Below are 13,529 nucleotides of genomic sequence, written 5' to 3' on the forward strand. Positions count from 1 at the left end.
ACCGGCTCTCGCCTCCCCATTCGGTCCCCGCGACGGCGACGCGATCGAGGGGAACCCTTTTTGACCGGTCGGCGGGTACTCCGCGCCATGACCGAGTACACCGTCGAGTTCGTCGGCACCGGCGAGACGATCGAGGTGGCCGACACGGAGACGGTCCTCAGCTCCTGTATCGAGGCGGGGATCGCTCAGGAGTACTCCTGCCGCGTCGGGATGTGTCTCGCCTGTTCCGCCGAGATCGTCGAGGGGGAGGTGACCCAGCCGGCCGCCCGCGGGCTCACCGACGAGGAGGCGGAGGGGTACGCGCTCACCTGCATGGCGCGCCCGCAGTCCGACCTGAAGCTCCGCCGCGGCAAGTACCCGCCGAGCATCGAGGACGAGGAGGCGACCGCCGCCGAGAGCGGGGGCGACTCGGGCGGCGCCGACGGCGCGGCCGCGGACGACGACTGAATCGGCTCGCTACCCCCCTCTCGGCTCCTTTTCTCGACTCCGCTACTCGTCGACGCGCTCGAAGCGGTGACGGACCACGTCGGCGTCGTCGTCCCAGTCGAAGCTCCCGCCGTGCGCGCGCACCATCCGCTCCTTGTACGCCTCCAGCGACGGCGACCCCTCGCGCTTCGCGTCCGCGTCGGTCATGTCGCCGAGGGTGCGCTCGGTGACCTCGGTCAGCTCGAAGGTCACGCCGTCGACCTCGAAGGTGTCGCCCTCCTCGCCGTACCGATTCCCGCGGTGGAGCTGGGTCACGTCGCCGTCGAGCGCGCTCCGCTTCACGCGGTCGTTCGGGAGCAGGTCGGCCGGGTCGTTCTCGGACATGAACGCTGGTAAGGCACGGATTGGCTTATAAGCGATGCCGGCAACCGTCGAGGGCCGAACCGCGCCGTCGCGCCCGGCGCTCTGCGAATCTCGAAGCCGCCAACCGCGGGGATCTCCACGGACGTGATCACCCGAGTCGCCGGCCGAGCCGAGGGATTCAAGACCGTGCCAATCCCCTTCTCCGACGATGCGTCAGGACCACCTCATCACCGCGACGCAGCTCTCGCGGGGTGACATCGAGGCGGTGCTCGACCGGGCACGGGAGGTCGCCGACGAGCCCGCCGCCTTCGCGGACCGGCACGCCGGGCGCGTGCTCGCGCTCTGCTTCTTCGAGCCGAGCACGCGCACCCGGATGAGCTTCGACAGCGCGGCCAAGCGCCTCGGGATGGACACCGTCGACATGGGCGACGTCGACTCCTCGTCGGTCTCCAAGGGCGAGTCGCTCTCGGACACCGTCCGCGTCATCGAGGGCTACGCCGACGCGCTCGTCCTCCGCCACCCGAGCGAGGGCGCCGCGACGCTGGCCGCCGAGAACGTCTCCGTCCCCGTCGTCAACGCGGGCGACGGCGCCGGGCAACACCCCTCACAGACCCTCCTCGACCTCCACACGATCCGCGAGAACCACGGGCTCGACGACCTCACCGTCGGGATCATGGGCGACCTGAAGTACGGGCGGACGGTCCACTCGCTGGCGGCCGCGCTCACCGAGTTCGACGCCAACCAGCACTTCGTCAGCCCGGAGTCGCTGCGGCTCCCGCGCTCGGTCCGGTTCGACCTCCACGAGACCGGCGCGCAGGTGCGCGAGCACACCGACCTGGAGGCGGTGCTCGGCGAGCTCGACGTGCTGTACGTCACCCGGATCCAGAAGGAGCGGTTCCCCGACGAGAACGAGTACCACCGCGTCGCCGGCGAGTACCGGATCGACGCCGAGACGCTCGACGACGCCGCCGACGACCTCACCGTGATGCATCCGCTCCCGCGGGTCGACGAGATCGCGCCCGACGTCGACGAGACGGAGCACGCCCGCTACTTCGAGCAGGCGCACAACGGGATCCCGGTGCGGATGGCGCTGCTCGACGCGCTGCTGGAGAACGCCGAGGCCGCCGAGGGGGTGGAGGCCGACCGATGAGCGACCACGAGCTCCGCGTCTCGAAGATCCGCGACGGCACCGTGATCGACCACGTCGAGGGCGGGCAGGCGCTCAACGTGCTCGCCATCCTCGGCATCGACGGCTCTGAGGGGTTCGGCGTCTCCGTCGGGATGAACGTCCCCTCGGACCGGCTCGGCCGCAAGGACATCGTGAAGGTGGAAGAGCGGGAGCTCTCGCAGTCCGAGGTCGACGTGCTCTCGCTCATCGCGCCCGAGGCGACGATCAACATCGTGCGGGAGTTCGAGGTCGTCGAGAAGAACCGGGTGACGCGCCCCGACACCGTCACCGGCGTGCTCTCGTGTCCGAACCGAAACTGCATCACGAACGCCGACGAACCGGTCGAGACCCGGTTCGACGTGGTCGCCGACGGCGTCCGCTGCGACTACTGCTCGACGATCCTCCGCGCCGACATCGCCGACCACATCGACGTCTGATCCGCACGGAGTCTCGCGGTCTTCGCTCGTCCGCTCGCCCGCCGCGTCCGACGCTCCGGTAGATTTTAGCGCCCGCCGCTCGACGTATCGAACATGAGCAAGAAAGTCAAGCTCGTCCTAGTCGTGTCGCTCGTCGCGCTCGCGTACTTCCTGTTCGCCGGCGACAAGGAGCCGGTGACCGTCGAGTAGCGACCCCGTCGACCCGGCACACCCCGATACCGGCGGCGAACTCGGCGCGGGCGGATGCCCGCCGTTTTTACCCCGCAACCGCGTAGCGACGGGTATGTACGGGGTCGTCACGCGCAACGCCGACGAGGTCGAGATGGAGCCGTTCGACCTCGGCTTCTACGAGGTGAAAGACGTCACGGGGCGGGCGGCCGCGCCGCTCGCGAACGCCGTGAACATGGTGTCGTGTTTCGGCGACAACGCCGCGGCCGCCGAGAACCCGGACCTCGTCCCCGTGGACGGGCGCGGCGAGCCGGCGACCCGCGACCGCGACTACTTCGACTGGGCGTACATCTGCCCGACCCACCCGGAGTACCGCGAGGGCCTGCTGGAGATCATCGAGGACTGCGCCGCCGAGAGCGACGACGTGCGGCTCGACGACGTGGGGTTCCCGCGCGAGGGGTTCTGCCGGTGCGACCGCTGCGAGCGGCTGTTCGCAGAGAGCGACCGCGACGACTGGACCGACTGGCGCGCCGACGTCATCACCGAGTTCGTCGCCGACGCCGCCGACCTGGTCCCCGGTCGCGTGCTGCTCACGCTGTACCCCGACCCGTACCCGGGCCACCTCCGGGCGCGGGCCGGGCTCGACCTCGACCGGCTCGCCGAGCACGTCGACGAGTTCGTCGTCCCCCTGTACGACACGGAGTACGCGACGACCTACTGGCTGGAGACCATCGCCCGCGGCTTCCGCACGCGGCTCGGCGGCGACTACGACGTTCACGGCGCGCCGCCGGAGACCCCGTTCTCCCTGGAGCTGTACGCGGTCGACGTCGCCGTCGACGACCTGATCCACGCGACCGAGGTCGCCGAGACGTACGCGAAGGACGTGTTCTTCGGCTACGACGCCAACAACGCGGCCGCCGCGCTCCGCCGGAAGGACGCCGACGGGCGCGACGGCGAAGTCCATCGGCCGGAGTGAGGGATCGCAGCGGCCCGTCCGACGGTCACGTGAACGAGGGTTTAAATACGGCCGCGGCGGACGCCTACTCGACCGGCCGCCGGCGTGCGACATCACCGGTCGTCTCGCGTTCGCGCGAGGCGGTCGCCTTTCAACGTCCGCGCCGTAGCGGCGGTCGCCCCACAGTCGCGAGCCGCCGGCTCGTCGGTCCCGTGAGGCGGTCGCCGTCGACACAGCGGGGCGGTCGCGCGTCGAAAGCGCCCGCATCGGGGCGCCCGCCGTCCGATCAGTGGACCGTCCGATCGTCGCTCGTGTCGATCTCCTCGATCGGGTCGGCGTTGCCGAAGTCGGGCGTCGGCCCGTCGCCCGGCGCCGCCCACTCGACAGCGTTCCGAAGCACCCGTCGAACGTCGTCGTTGTAGTATATCGGATACGTCTCATGACCCGGTCGGAAGTAGAACACCTTCCCGTTGCCGCGGCGGTAACAGCAGCCGGAGCGGAACGTCTCGCCGCCTTCGAACCAGGAGTTGAAGACGAGGGTGTCCGGTGCGGGAACGTCGAAGCGCTCGCCGTACATCTCCGCCTCCTCGACCTCGACGTGCTCGCCGATCCCGTCGGCGATCGGGTGGCCCGGCTCGATCGTCCAGAGCCGCTCCGTCTCGGCCGCCTCCCGCCACTTCAGCGAGCAGCTCGTGCCCATGAGCCGCTTGAAGATCTTCGAGTAGTGCGCGGAGTGGAGGACGAGGAGCCCCATCCCGTCGAGCACGCGCTCGCGGACGCGGTCGACGACCGCGTCGCGCACCTCGTCGTGGGCGGCGTGCCCCCACCACGTGAGCACGTCGGTATCCGCCAATACCTCCTCGGTGAGCCCGTGTTCCGGCCCCTCGTCGAGCGTGGCGGTGCGGACGTCGTGGCCCGCCGCCTCGAAGACCTCGGCGAGGACCGCGTGGATCCCGTCGGGGTACACGTCGGCGACGACCTCTCTCTCGCGCTCGTGGCGGTACTCGTTCCAGACCGTGACGCGTGCCATACGCCCCGTCTCCGCCGGACCGACTTGTAGGATCGTATCCGGAGCGAAAGCGATCTGTGCGGTGGCGCGCGCCTTCGAGCGCCCGAAGGGCGCGAGAAGCGCGTGCGAGGGACGCGGTGAGCGCTCGGAGAGCGCGAACCGCGAGGCTGGGGAGGTGTGAGGCTGTGGTGCTGTGTGGAGCGGGGTGGGAATCAAAGGGGCAGCCGTGAGGCGGGCGCAGGCGAAGCAAGCACTGGAACGAGGGAGCGAACGGAGTGAGCGACCGAGTGAAGCGCGCAGCGAGCGTGCGCCCGCCTCACGGCTGGGGCTTTGGAGGCGTTTGCCGCGGGTCCGCCAGTACGCATTTATAATCGAGCGGCTGGGGCTTCGGATCTCTTCACCGCCAGGTCTCGGTCAGTCACTTATAAACGAGAACAGTCAAGACTTCGGACCTGCTTACCGCGCTCCACGCTGAGCGAACGCTCGCCTCCACCACTTATCCCGAAAATTCCGACTCGCTCACCCGGACGATCACCGTCTCGTCGACGTCGCGGAGGTCGTACTCGGGCGTCTCGCCCTGCGTCCGCCGGACGTACAGCGGCTCGACCGGCCGCTCGTCGACGAGCCCGAACACCTTCAGGCGCTGGTCGGTCTCCTCGGGCGGGACCGCGCCGTCGCGCACCTCGCGGGCGAGGTCGCGCGAGAGCCACTCGTCGGTCGAAATCGACGGCTCGCGGACGAGCGCCTCGTCGACGAAGCGCGCGAGGTACCAGTTGAGGTCGTTCAACAGCGCCACGGCGGCGCCGAGGCTCACGGTGTCCACGGCGAGGCTGTTCGCGTACGGCTCCTCGATGTCGTACGTCGCGAGCGCGTCCCGGGCGGTCTCGCGGGACAGCAGCTCGTAGGTGAGGTCGACGTCCGGGTCGCCGAGGAGACACACCCGCGTCACACGCTACCGGACTCGCCGGCCCCCCAAATCGGTTGCGGTCGTCGGGGCGTCGAGTAAGGAGCCGACCGACGGCACGGCCGTCCTCGGCTCAGAACGTCGAGACGTCGCCGTCGATGACGCTGCGGGTCACGTCGGTGACGTCGGCCAGCTCGCGGTCGACGATCTCCAGGACGTCCGCCTCGATGTCGCCGATCGCGACGCCCTCCTCGGTCACCAGCTGCGCGTCGGCGACGTGCGGCTCGTCGATCGGGCGCCCGATCTGCGAGAGCAGCCGGACCTGCAGGTCGCGGATCCCGTCGACCTCGTCGGTGACCGACTCGGCGATCCGCGTCGAGAGGAGGTTGTAGATCTTCCCGATGTGGTTGACCGGGTTCTTCCCGGAGGTCGCCTCCATCGACATCGGGCGGTTCGGGGTGATGAGGCCGTTCGCGCGGTTGCCGCGGCCGACGGAGCCGTCGTCGCCCTGCTCGGCGGAGGTGCCGGTGACGGTGAGGTAGACGGAGCCCTCGTCGTAGTCGTCGGCGGTGTTGACGTCGACGCCGACCTCGCGGTCGGTGCGGGCCTCGGCGAGGTCGGTGACGAACTCGCGCACGCTCGCGACCGCGTCGTCGTACTCCTCCAGCCCGTCGACGTAGGCGTCGACCATCGCGGCCGCGACCGTGATGTCGATCCGGTCGCCCTCGCGCTTGCCCATGATCTTCACGTCGGGGCCGAGCTCGGGGTGGTCGTCGTGGTACCGGCCGTTGAGCGCGCGCTCGGCCTCGCGGACGATGGTCTCGGTCTCGGTGAGCGGCGCGTGACCGACGCCGAAGGAGGTGTCGTTCGCCATCGGCACCTGCTGGGTCTCCTCGCCGAACACGTCCTGGAGGTCGCCGGAGCCCTCGCCGAGCTTCGCGTCGATGACGACGTCGGTGCCGTACTCCAGCTCCGGGAGCGCCTCGCCGAGGTAGTCGCGGGCGGCCGCCAGCGCGGTCGAGTCGACCGGGAGCTGCTCGCCCTCGTACTCCTTCGTGGCGCGCCCGACGATGAGCACGTAGATCGGTTCGACGACCTCGCCGCCGCCGTACGCCGGCGCGGCGCGGCCGGCGACGAGCTGCGTCTCGTCGGTGTTGTAGTGGAGCACCTTGCCGACGCGGTCCAAGTAGAGCTGCGAGAGCGCCCGCGACACCGACTCGGCGATACCGTCGCAGATCGAGTCCGGGTGTCCGACACCCTTCCGCTCGACGATCTCGACCTCCTGGTCCTCGACGGCCCGCCGGTCGAGGCGGCTGACCTGAATGTTCCGGTCCATTACCCCTCGGTACTTCGTCGGTCGCAGTATAACTTGCGGAAACCTCTCGCCCCCGGCTAATGCCCTAGGGTTATTTTTCGGCGGCGCCCGACGCTACCGTACCGCCTCGTACGCCTCGCCCATCACGTCGAGCGCCTCGCGGAGCTCGCTCTCGTCGGTCGCGTACGAGATCCGGGCGTGGCCCCGTCCGTGCTCGCCGAACGCCTCGCCCGGGACGACGATCACCCCGCGGTCGATGCACTCGTCGACGAACCCCTCGGGCACGCGGGGCATCGCGTAGAAGGCGCCCTGCGGCGTGGGGCAGTCGAGCCCGATCTCGTCGAACCCCTCCAGCAGGAGGTCGCGGCGGCGCTCGAAGGAGGCGGTCATCTCGTCGACGATCCCGCGGTCGCCCCGGAGCGCGCCCTCCGCCGCGTACTGCGCCGGCGCCGACGCGCAGGCCTGCGCGTACTGGTGGACGCGCAGCATGCGCTCGACGCGCTCGTCGGAGCCGTACACCCAGCCGAGCCGCCAGCCCGTCATCGAGAACAGCTTCGAGGCGGAGTTGACGACGACGACGCTGTCCGTCTCCGCGAACTCCATCGGCGAGTAGTGCTCGCCGTCGAAGACCGTGTACTCGTACACCTCGTCGGAGAGACAGAGCACGTCGTGCTCGTCGGCGATCCGCGCGAACTCCCGCACGTCGGCCTCGGAGGAGACCGCGCCGGTGGGGTTGCCGGGCGAGTTCACCACGAACGCCGCGGTGTCGTCCGTGATGGCGTCCTCGATCGCGGCCGGGTCGATCGTGAGGTCGTCGCGCAGCGGCGCGGGCACGGGCTCGCCGCCCGCGAGCTTCGTGAGCGCGTCGTAGGAGACGAACCCCGGGTCCGGGATCACGACCTCGTCGCCCTCGTCCACGTGCGCCTCCAGCGCGACGTGGAGCGCCTCGCTCCCGCCCGCGGTGGCGATCACGTTCGCGGGGTCGAGGTCGACCCCCTGGTCCGCCCGGTGCTTCGCCGCGATCGCCTCCCGGAGCGACCGGATCCCCTTGTTCTCGGTGTAGGCGTCGGCCTTCCCGTCCTCTATCGCGTCGACGGCCGCCCGGCGCGCGTGCTCCGGCGTCGGGAAGTCGGGCTGTCCCAGCCCGAGGTTGATCGCGTCGTCGCCGGCCGCCTCGAACACCTCGCGGATCCCGCTGATGGAGATCCGCTCGACCCTCTCGGAGAAGTTCGGCATACCCGTTCGGGGGCGCCGCCGGGAGTTAGTTCTTGTCACGTTGGCGCCCGGCGGCGCGCTCGGCGGGAGCGGAGCGACGGCCGACCGCTACTTGCGGTCCCACACCGGTCGACGCCCCGCGCCGCCCGCACCGGAGCGGGGCGTCCCGTTCCCGTCGAGCGGGAGCGCGAACCGCCCGCGGAGCACGCTGAGCACCTCCGTCGGCTCGGCCCGGAGGAGCGCCTCGTCGACCGCCCTGAGCCGGAGTAGCGGCCGCCCCGGTCCGGTGGGGACCCTGATCGACTCGATCAGCTCGCGCTCGACGAGCGCGCGCCGGTCGGCCGTGAGCTCCTGTCCGGGCGCGACCGCGACGCGGTCCTCCCCAGCCGCGACCCGGTCCTCTCCGGACGCGACGCGGTCCTCCGCGCCGCGGTCCGCCGCGTCGCCCTCATTCCCGTCGCCCCGGTTCCCGCCGCCGTCGACCCACTGCCGGAGGTCTCGGAACAGGTGGTCGTGGCGCGCGGCGAGCGCGACCAGCAGGGTCCGGTCGGTGACGGTCCCGGTCCGCCCGACCGCCCCGTGGTCGAGCGCGTCGAAGATCGCGGCCACGTCGTCCGCGAACCGGTCGTCGAGGGTCTCGCGCGCCGCGTCCAGCAGGCGGGTGCGCGGGGGCATGCCGACGGTCGCGGGCGTCGCCGCGTCGAACCGCGCCGCCGCCGCGCCGAACGCCGCCGAGGCGGTCTCACCGCTCGTCTCGGAGACGAGCGTTCGGGCCGATCCCGGGCCCGCGACCGCGTCGACCCGATCGGGCGTCGCGAACGCGAGCGGGCGACCCGCGGTCTCGGTGTCGGCCGCGCCGCCTCGCCCCGCGTCGTCGGCGAGCGTCCGGAGCTCGAACTCCCCGGCTGCGACCGCCTCGGCGACGGCGGTGCCGAGGACGACCGCCCGGCCGAGCGCGTCGACGGCCCCGGGACGACAGGCGATCCGCCAGGGTTCGTCGTCGTCGGTCCGCCGACGAGCGGCGAGGACCGGCGGGAGCAGTCCGAGGGGGACGCCGACGGCGACGACGCCGGACCGGCCCGCGAGGGCCGACTCCAACGCGGACGAGAGCCCCTCGTCGTACTCGTCGACCGCGGCGGCGACCTCGGAGGGCTCGTCGGTGGATGCGTCGCCGTTCCCGCCTCCCGGGGGAGCCATACGCTCCGTGGCGGCGGAACCGGAAAGAACGTTGCGCCGGCTCAGGGCGCCCGCGCGAGGACGAGGTACCCGGTGTGGCCGACGCCGGCGGTCGAGGGGCGGGAGCCGCGCTCCGAGAACTCCATCTCGCGCTGGATCGTCTCCAGCGTCTCGATCCCGTCGAGGCCGGCCTCGCGGGCCGCGAGGACCGCCTCGCGCGTCCCCTCGACGAACGGGGAGTAGACCGCGAGACAGCCCCCGGAGACGAGCAGCTCGTCGGCGCGCTCGACGACAGTCGGCGCGTCGCCGGTGTCGAGCGTGAGGGCGTCGAACGGCTCGCCCTCGGCGAGCGCGTCGAGCTCCTCGGTGAGGTCGCCGGTCCGGACCTCGACGCGGTCGGCGACCCCCGCGGTCGCCATGTTGGCGCGGGCGACGTCGGCGAACTCGGCGTCGACCTCGTAGGTCGTCACGTCGGCGCCCGCCCGCCCGAGGTACGCCGCGAGGATCCCCGTCCCGGTGCCGGCGTCGAGGACGCGGTCGCCGCCGGACGCGCCGGTGTGGCCCATCACGAGCCCCACGTCGCGGGGCATCATCGGGGCGCCGGTGCGTTCGAGGTGGTTGAACAGGTCCGGCCCGCGGAGCTCGCGGACCGCGAAGGCGGTGCCGAGATGCGTCTCGACGGTGTCGCCGCCCTCGACGTCCTCGGGGACGTCGAGCACGCCGAGGTCGGTGCCGAACTCCTCGCCCGGCTCCAGCAGGTACTCCCGGTCGTCGCGAACCAGCAGGTACGCGGCGTCCGTCACGCCCGATCAGTCACTCCAGGGCCGCGATGGCGGCCGCGAGGTCGCCGTCCGCGTCTTCGAGGGCCTCGCGGGCCGTCGACTGCGGGACGCCGGCGCGCTCGGCGACCAGCGCCACGTCCTCGTCGGGGATCGCGTCGGCCGTCCCGTCGCCGTCGTCGGCCGCCTCGTCCTCGATCGCCGCCGCGCCCGAGTCGCCCTCGACCGCCGAGGGGGTCCCGCCGGCGTCGGCGACCTCGTCGGGCGAACCGACGATCTGGTAGGTCTCCTGACCCTGCGCGTCCATCTTGGTCACGTCGGCGCCGTCGAAGACGAGGTCGTCGCCGTCGGCCGTCTCGATGACGACCCGCTCGGCGTCGATCTCCTCGACGTCGATCCCCATCTGTTTCATCATCTGTTTCATCTTCCGCGGATTCATGCCGCCGCCTCCAAACATGGGAGAGCGTTCGGCCGGACGGCACAAAAAGGGTGGCGACACGGGACGATACCCCCGTCGACGGCCGAATCGGGCGAGCGGGACCGAGACGGCGAACCGCGCCGGAACGGCCGGGTTCATACGTCCCGAACCCCACCTCAGAGTATGTACCTCGCCGACCACACGTGGCCGGAGCTCGGAGCGAAACTGTCCGACGAGTCCGTCGCGCTGGTCCCGCTCGGCTCCACGGAACAGCACGGCCCGCACCTCCCGCTGGCCACCGACCACCTGATCGCGGAGGCGCTCGCGAGCGCGGCCGCGGAGGAGACCGGCGTCGTCCGAACCCCGACGGTCCAGGTTGGCGTCAGCCCGCACCACCGGCAGTTCCCGGGGACGATGTGGGTCGACCCGCCCGAGTTCCGGGACTACGTCGAGGGGTTCACCCGGAACCTCGCGTACCACGGGATCGACCGGGTCGTCTACGTGAACGCCCACGGCGGCAACGTCCAGCACCTCCGCGAGGTCGGTCGGCGGCTCCACGAGGACGGCACGACCTACGCGCTGGAGTGGATGTGGGACGAGTCGATCCCGGAGCTCGTCGACGAGCTGTTCGAGCACAACGGGCCGCACGCGGGGCCGAAGGAGACCGCGATGATCACCCACATCGCCCCCGAGCTCGTCCGCGAGGACCAGTTCGAGAACGCCCGCGACGACGGGCTGGTCCACCTCGACGAGTCGGACGCGGTCGTCCACGGCGCCCGGACCTTCTACGACTCGGTCGACAACTCCGCGAACGGCGCGTTCGGCGACCCGACCGACGTGACCCCGGAGAAGGCCGAGCGGCTGTTCGAGGCGGCGACCGACCAGCTCGTGCGGCTCGTCGAGTGGCTGGAGGCCCGCGACCGCGAGGAGCTGCTTCCGAAGGAGCGCGTCGAGTCGTCGCCCTACTGACCGCTTCCGGACAACGCCGCGTCGAGCGCCGCGTCGGCTGCCTCCCGCCGCCCGTCGAGGACCCCGAACCGCTCGCCCCGGCGGCGTTCGAGCCACCGCAGCAGGCGCGCGGCCCAGTCGAGCTTCCTCGCCTTCGTCGGGCCCACGTCCGGGTCGTCGAACGCCCAGCCCGGGAAGACGAGCCGCCCGGCGCCGACGTGGTCGGCGAGGAAGGCGGCGCGGTCGCCGTCGGTGAACCCGCCGAGGTTCGCGACGGGACCCGCCGGCGCGGCCTGCGTCGTCGCCAGCGTCCGCTCGTCGGCGAACCGCGGCAGCCACTCGCGGACCGCGGGGACGTTGTCGCCGTGGGCGTGGGCCGCGACCGGGACGCCCTCCCGCGTCAGCGCCGCCGCGGTCTCCGGGTTCTTGTCGAGGTCGGTCACCATGCAGTCGACCGCGACGCCGCGGTCCCTGAGGACGTCGGCGGCGGTGGAGGCGGCGACGACGACGTCGGCGTCGCGGGCGATACCGACGTCGTCGACGAGTCGCGGCGCGGCGCCCGCGACGGCGACGGTCTCGCCGCGCCAGTCCCCGAGGCGGTCGAGCGGGAAGGGGGTCGCCAGCTCGGCGGCGACGTCGCGGGCGCGCTCGTCGGCGGCCCGATCGAAGCCGAAGTCCGCGAGGATCGCCTCGTACAGCGGCTCGAACGCCTCGAAGTTCACGGCGTCTCCCCCGGGTCCGAACCGTCGGGCCTCTCGTCTCGGGTCGGCGCCGCGCGGCGCCGCCGCTGGCGGGGTGGAGTACGGTATGGACCGGAGTGGCACAGAGTACCCCTACCCGCGTGCCCCTCCGGCGTCCGGTCGATCGGTTGTCTGCACGACGGCATAAACTTTCTCTTACTTCCCACCGGCGCCGATCGTTTCGAGCGCGGCGTCGAGCGGGTCGGAGACGCCGGAAACGGCCTCCGTGAGGGCTGAGAGCCCGGCGGGCGTACAGACGAGGAGCCCGGTCGCGCCGGCCCCTCCGGAGTCGGCGGTCGCTCCGGAACCGACGGACGCCTCGACCCCGTCGTCGCCGAGCGCCCCGCCGTCGGTCGCAGAGGGCGGACCGGCGGCCGCGTCGACCGCTCCCGCGAGGGCGAACGCGGTTCCGTCGACCCCCTCGGACCCCGCGGTCGCGGCCCTGAGCGCCCCGACCGCCGGCTCCGGCAGCCCGGTCAGCTCGTAGGTGCGAACGACCGCGGCGCCGGCGACGTCGCGGTCGGCGCCGAGCCGGTCGAGGTGGCGCTCCGCCTCCCGCGCGGTCGTCACGTCCAGTTCCTCGACGGCGACGTCGCCCGCGTCGCGGCCCGACCGGACGCGGTCGCGGGCGAGCTCCGCGCCGACGAGCGCGGCGTCGCGGGTCTCCGCCACGTCGTGGGTACGGACCACGTGGGCGCCGCGCTCGACCGCCATCGACGTGGCGGCCAGGGAGACGGGGAGCGCCTCCTCGGTGGTCCGCCCCGCGATCGTCTTGAGGAAGCTCTTGCGGTTGATCGAGACGAGCAGCGGGCGGCCGTACCCCCGGAACTCCCGGAGGCGGCGGAACGTCTCGCGGTCGTCGGCGTGGGTCTTCGCCTCGGACCAGCCGCCGAAGGCGGGGTCGAGGATCGTCTTGTCGGTGAACCCGTTCATCGAGAGCGCCTCGTAGATCTCGTCCACGTCCTCGATCGCGCCCGGACGCTCCAGGTCCGGCGGCGAGGCCATCTTCGAGACGGCCGCGTCGTGTTCGCGGCAGACGCGGGGCATCTCCGGGTCGGCGAACCCGCAGATGTCGTTGACCATGTCGAACCCCCGAGAGAGCGCCTCGTCCGCGACCTCGTGGTAGCGGGTCTCGATCGACCAGACGGCGTCGCCGGAGGTCGATTCGAGGGTCTCGATCGCGGTGTCGAGCCGGTCCAACTCCTGTTCGGCCGAGAGCACGTCGAGGTCCTTGTTCGCGGATTCGAGCCCCACGTCGACGACGTCGGCCCCCTCGCCGATCAGCTCCTCGTCGACGTACTCGGCGGCCTCGCCGGGGTCGTCGTACACGCTCGGGTCGTACGGCGACTCCCGGGAGACGTTGAGCACGCCCATGATCCGGGGCGGGTGGTCGTCGCCGATCCCGAGCCCCGCGGCGTCCACGTTTCGCATACGCTCACCACGGGCGCGAGCGACATAAACGGGGCGAGTACCCGACGCCCTCGCCGGGAATTTGACGGGAAACACGG

Annotated in this window: 15 protein-coding genes; 5 read left to right on the plus strand and 10 right to left on the minus strand. The window is 71.8% G+C overall.

The features are described from left to right. The first annotated feature begins 87 nt into the window (after positions 1 to 87). Entirely contained in the window at positions 88 to 447 is a 360-nt protein-coding gene (locus NO900_RS14275; protein WP_256409028.1) for a 2Fe-2S iron-sulfur cluster-binding protein, read from the plus strand. A gap of 42 nt (positions 448 to 489) precedes the next feature. On the opposite strand, the gene NO900_RS14280 is transcribed toward NO900_RS14275, so the two are convergent. Beyond that, complete coding sequence (locus tag NO900_RS14280) at positions 490 to 810, minus strand: ASCH domain-containing protein (protein WP_256409029.1); 321 nt, start codon at positions 808 to 810, stop codon at positions 490 to 492. 187 nt (positions 811 to 997) lie between these two features. Here NO900_RS14280 and pyrB point away from each other — a divergent pair, with 187 nt between their 5' ends. The 3 genes from pyrB to NO900_RS14295 all read left to right on the plus strand — a co-directional run bounded on the left by pyrB (position 998) and on the right by NO900_RS14295 (position 3,538). After that, on the plus strand, positions 998 to 1,939 hold the full coding sequence (gene pyrB / locus NO900_RS14285) for an aspartate carbamoyltransferase (RefSeq protein WP_256409030.1): 942 nt from the start codon (positions 998 to 1,000) through the stop codon (positions 1,937 to 1,939). Beyond that, positions 1,936 to 2,394: an aspartate carbamoyltransferase regulatory subunit gene (gene pyrI, locus NO900_RS14290; RefSeq protein ID WP_256409031.1), complete on the plus strand. Its 459-nt coding sequence runs from the start codon at positions 1,936 to 1,938 to the stop codon at positions 2,392 to 2,394. The genes pyrB and pyrI overlap by 4 nt, the downstream gene beginning before the upstream one ends. Before the next feature lie 283 nt (positions 2,395 to 2,677). Beyond that, positions 2,678 to 3,538, plus strand: coding sequence for a family 10 glycosylhydrolase (locus NO900_RS14295; RefSeq protein ID WP_256409032.1), 861 nt, complete (start codon positions 2,678 to 2,680; stop codon positions 3,536 to 3,538). Between the two features lie 265 nt (positions 3,539 to 3,803). Here the strand turns inward: NO900_RS14295 and NO900_RS14300 are convergent, their stop codons facing one another. The 7 genes from NO900_RS14300 to NO900_RS14330 all read right to left on the minus strand — a co-directional run bounded on the left by NO900_RS14300 (position 3,804) and on the right by NO900_RS14330 (position 10,372). Beyond that, on the minus strand, positions 3,804 to 4,547 hold the full coding sequence (locus NO900_RS14300; protein ID WP_256409033.1) for a ThuA domain-containing protein: 744 nt from the start codon (positions 4,545 to 4,547) through the stop codon (positions 3,804 to 3,806). Between the two features lie 475 nt (positions 4,548 to 5,022). After that, complete coding sequence (locus tag NO900_RS14305) at positions 5,023 to 5,475, minus strand: DUF5804 family protein (protein WP_256409034.1); 453 nt, start codon at positions 5,473 to 5,475, stop codon at positions 5,023 to 5,025. A gap of 88 nt (positions 5,476 to 5,563) precedes the next feature. Next, a complete protein-coding gene (locus NO900_RS14310) occupies positions 5,564 to 6,766 on the minus strand; it encodes a methionine adenosyltransferase (protein ID WP_256409035.1) in 1,203 nt (400 codons plus the stop codon). A 93-nt stretch (positions 6,767 to 6,859) separates the two neighbouring features. Next, positions 6,860 to 7,981 carry a pyridoxal phosphate-dependent aminotransferase gene (locus tag NO900_RS14315; RefSeq protein WP_256409036.1) on the minus strand — a complete coding sequence of 374 codons (1,122 nt, stop codon included), beginning with the start codon at positions 7,979 to 7,981 and terminating at the stop codon, positions 6,860 to 6,862. A gap of 87 nt (positions 7,982 to 8,068) precedes the next feature. After that, the gene (locus tag NO900_RS14320; protein ID WP_256409841.1) at positions 8,069 to 9,157 is read right to left on the minus strand and encodes a transcriptional regulator TbsP domain-containing protein; all 1,089 of its coding nucleotides are present in this window, start codon (positions 9,155 to 9,157) and stop codon (positions 8,069 to 8,071) included. Between the two features lie 41 nt (positions 9,158 to 9,198). Continuing rightward, the gene (locus tag NO900_RS14325; RefSeq protein WP_256409038.1) at positions 9,199 to 9,939 is read right to left on the minus strand and encodes a methyltransferase domain-containing protein; all 741 of its coding nucleotides are present in this window, start codon (positions 9,937 to 9,939) and stop codon (positions 9,199 to 9,201) included. A gap of 10 nt (positions 9,940 to 9,949) precedes the next feature. Next, a complete protein-coding gene (locus NO900_RS14330) occupies positions 9,950 to 10,372 on the minus strand; it encodes a nascent polypeptide-associated complex protein (protein ID WP_256409039.1) in 423 nt (140 codons plus the stop codon). Positions 10,373 to 10,516: 144 nt separating this feature from the next. On the opposite strand from NO900_RS14330, the gene NO900_RS14335 reads away from it, so the two are divergent. Then, positions 10,517 to 11,302, plus strand: coding sequence for a creatininase family protein (locus NO900_RS14335; protein WP_256409040.1), 786 nt, complete (start codon positions 10,517 to 10,519; stop codon positions 11,300 to 11,302). Here the strand turns inward: NO900_RS14335 and NO900_RS14340 are convergent. Together NO900_RS14340 and folP are read right to left on the minus strand one after the other, a co-directional pair. Continuing rightward, positions 11,296 to 12,003 carry a 6-hydroxymethylpterin diphosphokinase MptE-like protein gene (locus tag NO900_RS14340; protein WP_256409041.1) on the minus strand — a complete coding sequence of 236 codons (708 nt, stop codon included), beginning with the start codon at positions 12,001 to 12,003 and terminating at the stop codon, positions 11,296 to 11,298. The genes NO900_RS14335 and NO900_RS14340 overlap by 7 nt on opposite strands. Positions 12,004 to 12,177: 174 nt before the next feature. Then, positions 12,178 to 13,452: a dihydropteroate synthase gene (gene folP / locus NO900_RS14345; RefSeq protein ID WP_256409042.1), complete on the minus strand. Its 1,275-nt coding sequence runs from the start codon at positions 13,450 to 13,452 to the stop codon at positions 12,178 to 12,180. Positions 13,453 to 13,529: the final 77 nt, after the last annotated feature.

It is taken from the genome of Halorubrum rutilum, assembly GCF_024494565.1.

Excerpts from the sequence above, each read along its gene's own strand:
- NO900_RS14275 (WP_256409028.1), top strand. The coding sequence starts at position 88 with ATGACCGAGTACACCGTCGAGTTCGTCGGCACCGGCGAGACGATCGAG.
- NO900_RS14280 (WP_256409029.1), bottom strand. The coding sequence starts at position 810 with ATGTCCGAGAACGACCCGGCCGACCTGCTCCCGAACGACCGCGTGAAG.
- pyrB (WP_256409030.1), top strand. The coding sequence starts at position 998 with ATGCGTCAGGACCACCTCATCACCGCGACGCAGCTCTCGCGGGGTGAC.
- pyrI (WP_256409031.1), top strand. The coding sequence starts at position 1,936 with ATGAGCGACCACGAGCTCCGCGTCTCGAAGATCCGCGACGGCACCGTG.
- NO900_RS14295 (WP_256409032.1), top strand. The coding sequence starts at position 2,678 with ATGTACGGGGTCGTCACGCGCAACGCCGACGAGGTCGAGATGGAGCCG.
- NO900_RS14300 (WP_256409033.1), bottom strand. The coding sequence starts at position 4,547 with ATGGCACGCGTCACGGTCTGGAACGAGTACCGCCACGAGCGCGAGAGA.
- NO900_RS14310 (WP_256409035.1), bottom strand. The coding sequence starts at position 6,766 with ATGGACCGGAACATTCAGGTCAGCCGCCTCGACCGGCGGGCCGTCGAG.
- NO900_RS14315 (WP_256409036.1), bottom strand. The coding sequence starts at position 7,981 with ATGCCGAACTTCTCCGAGAGGGTCGAGCGGATCTCCATCAGCGGGATC.
- NO900_RS14320 (WP_256409841.1), bottom strand. The coding sequence starts at position 9,157 with ATGGCTCCCCCGGGAGGCGGGAACGGCGACGCATCCACCGACGAGCCC.
- NO900_RS14330 (WP_256409039.1), bottom strand. The coding sequence starts at position 10,372 with ATGTTTGGAGGCGGCGGCATGAATCCGCGGAAGATGAAACAGATGATG.
- NO900_RS14335 (WP_256409040.1), top strand. The coding sequence starts at position 10,517 with ATGTACCTCGCCGACCACACGTGGCCGGAGCTCGGAGCGAAACTGTCC.
- folP (WP_256409042.1), bottom strand. The coding sequence starts at position 13,452 with ATGCGAAACGTGGACGCCGCGGGGCTCGGGATCGGCGACGACCACCCG.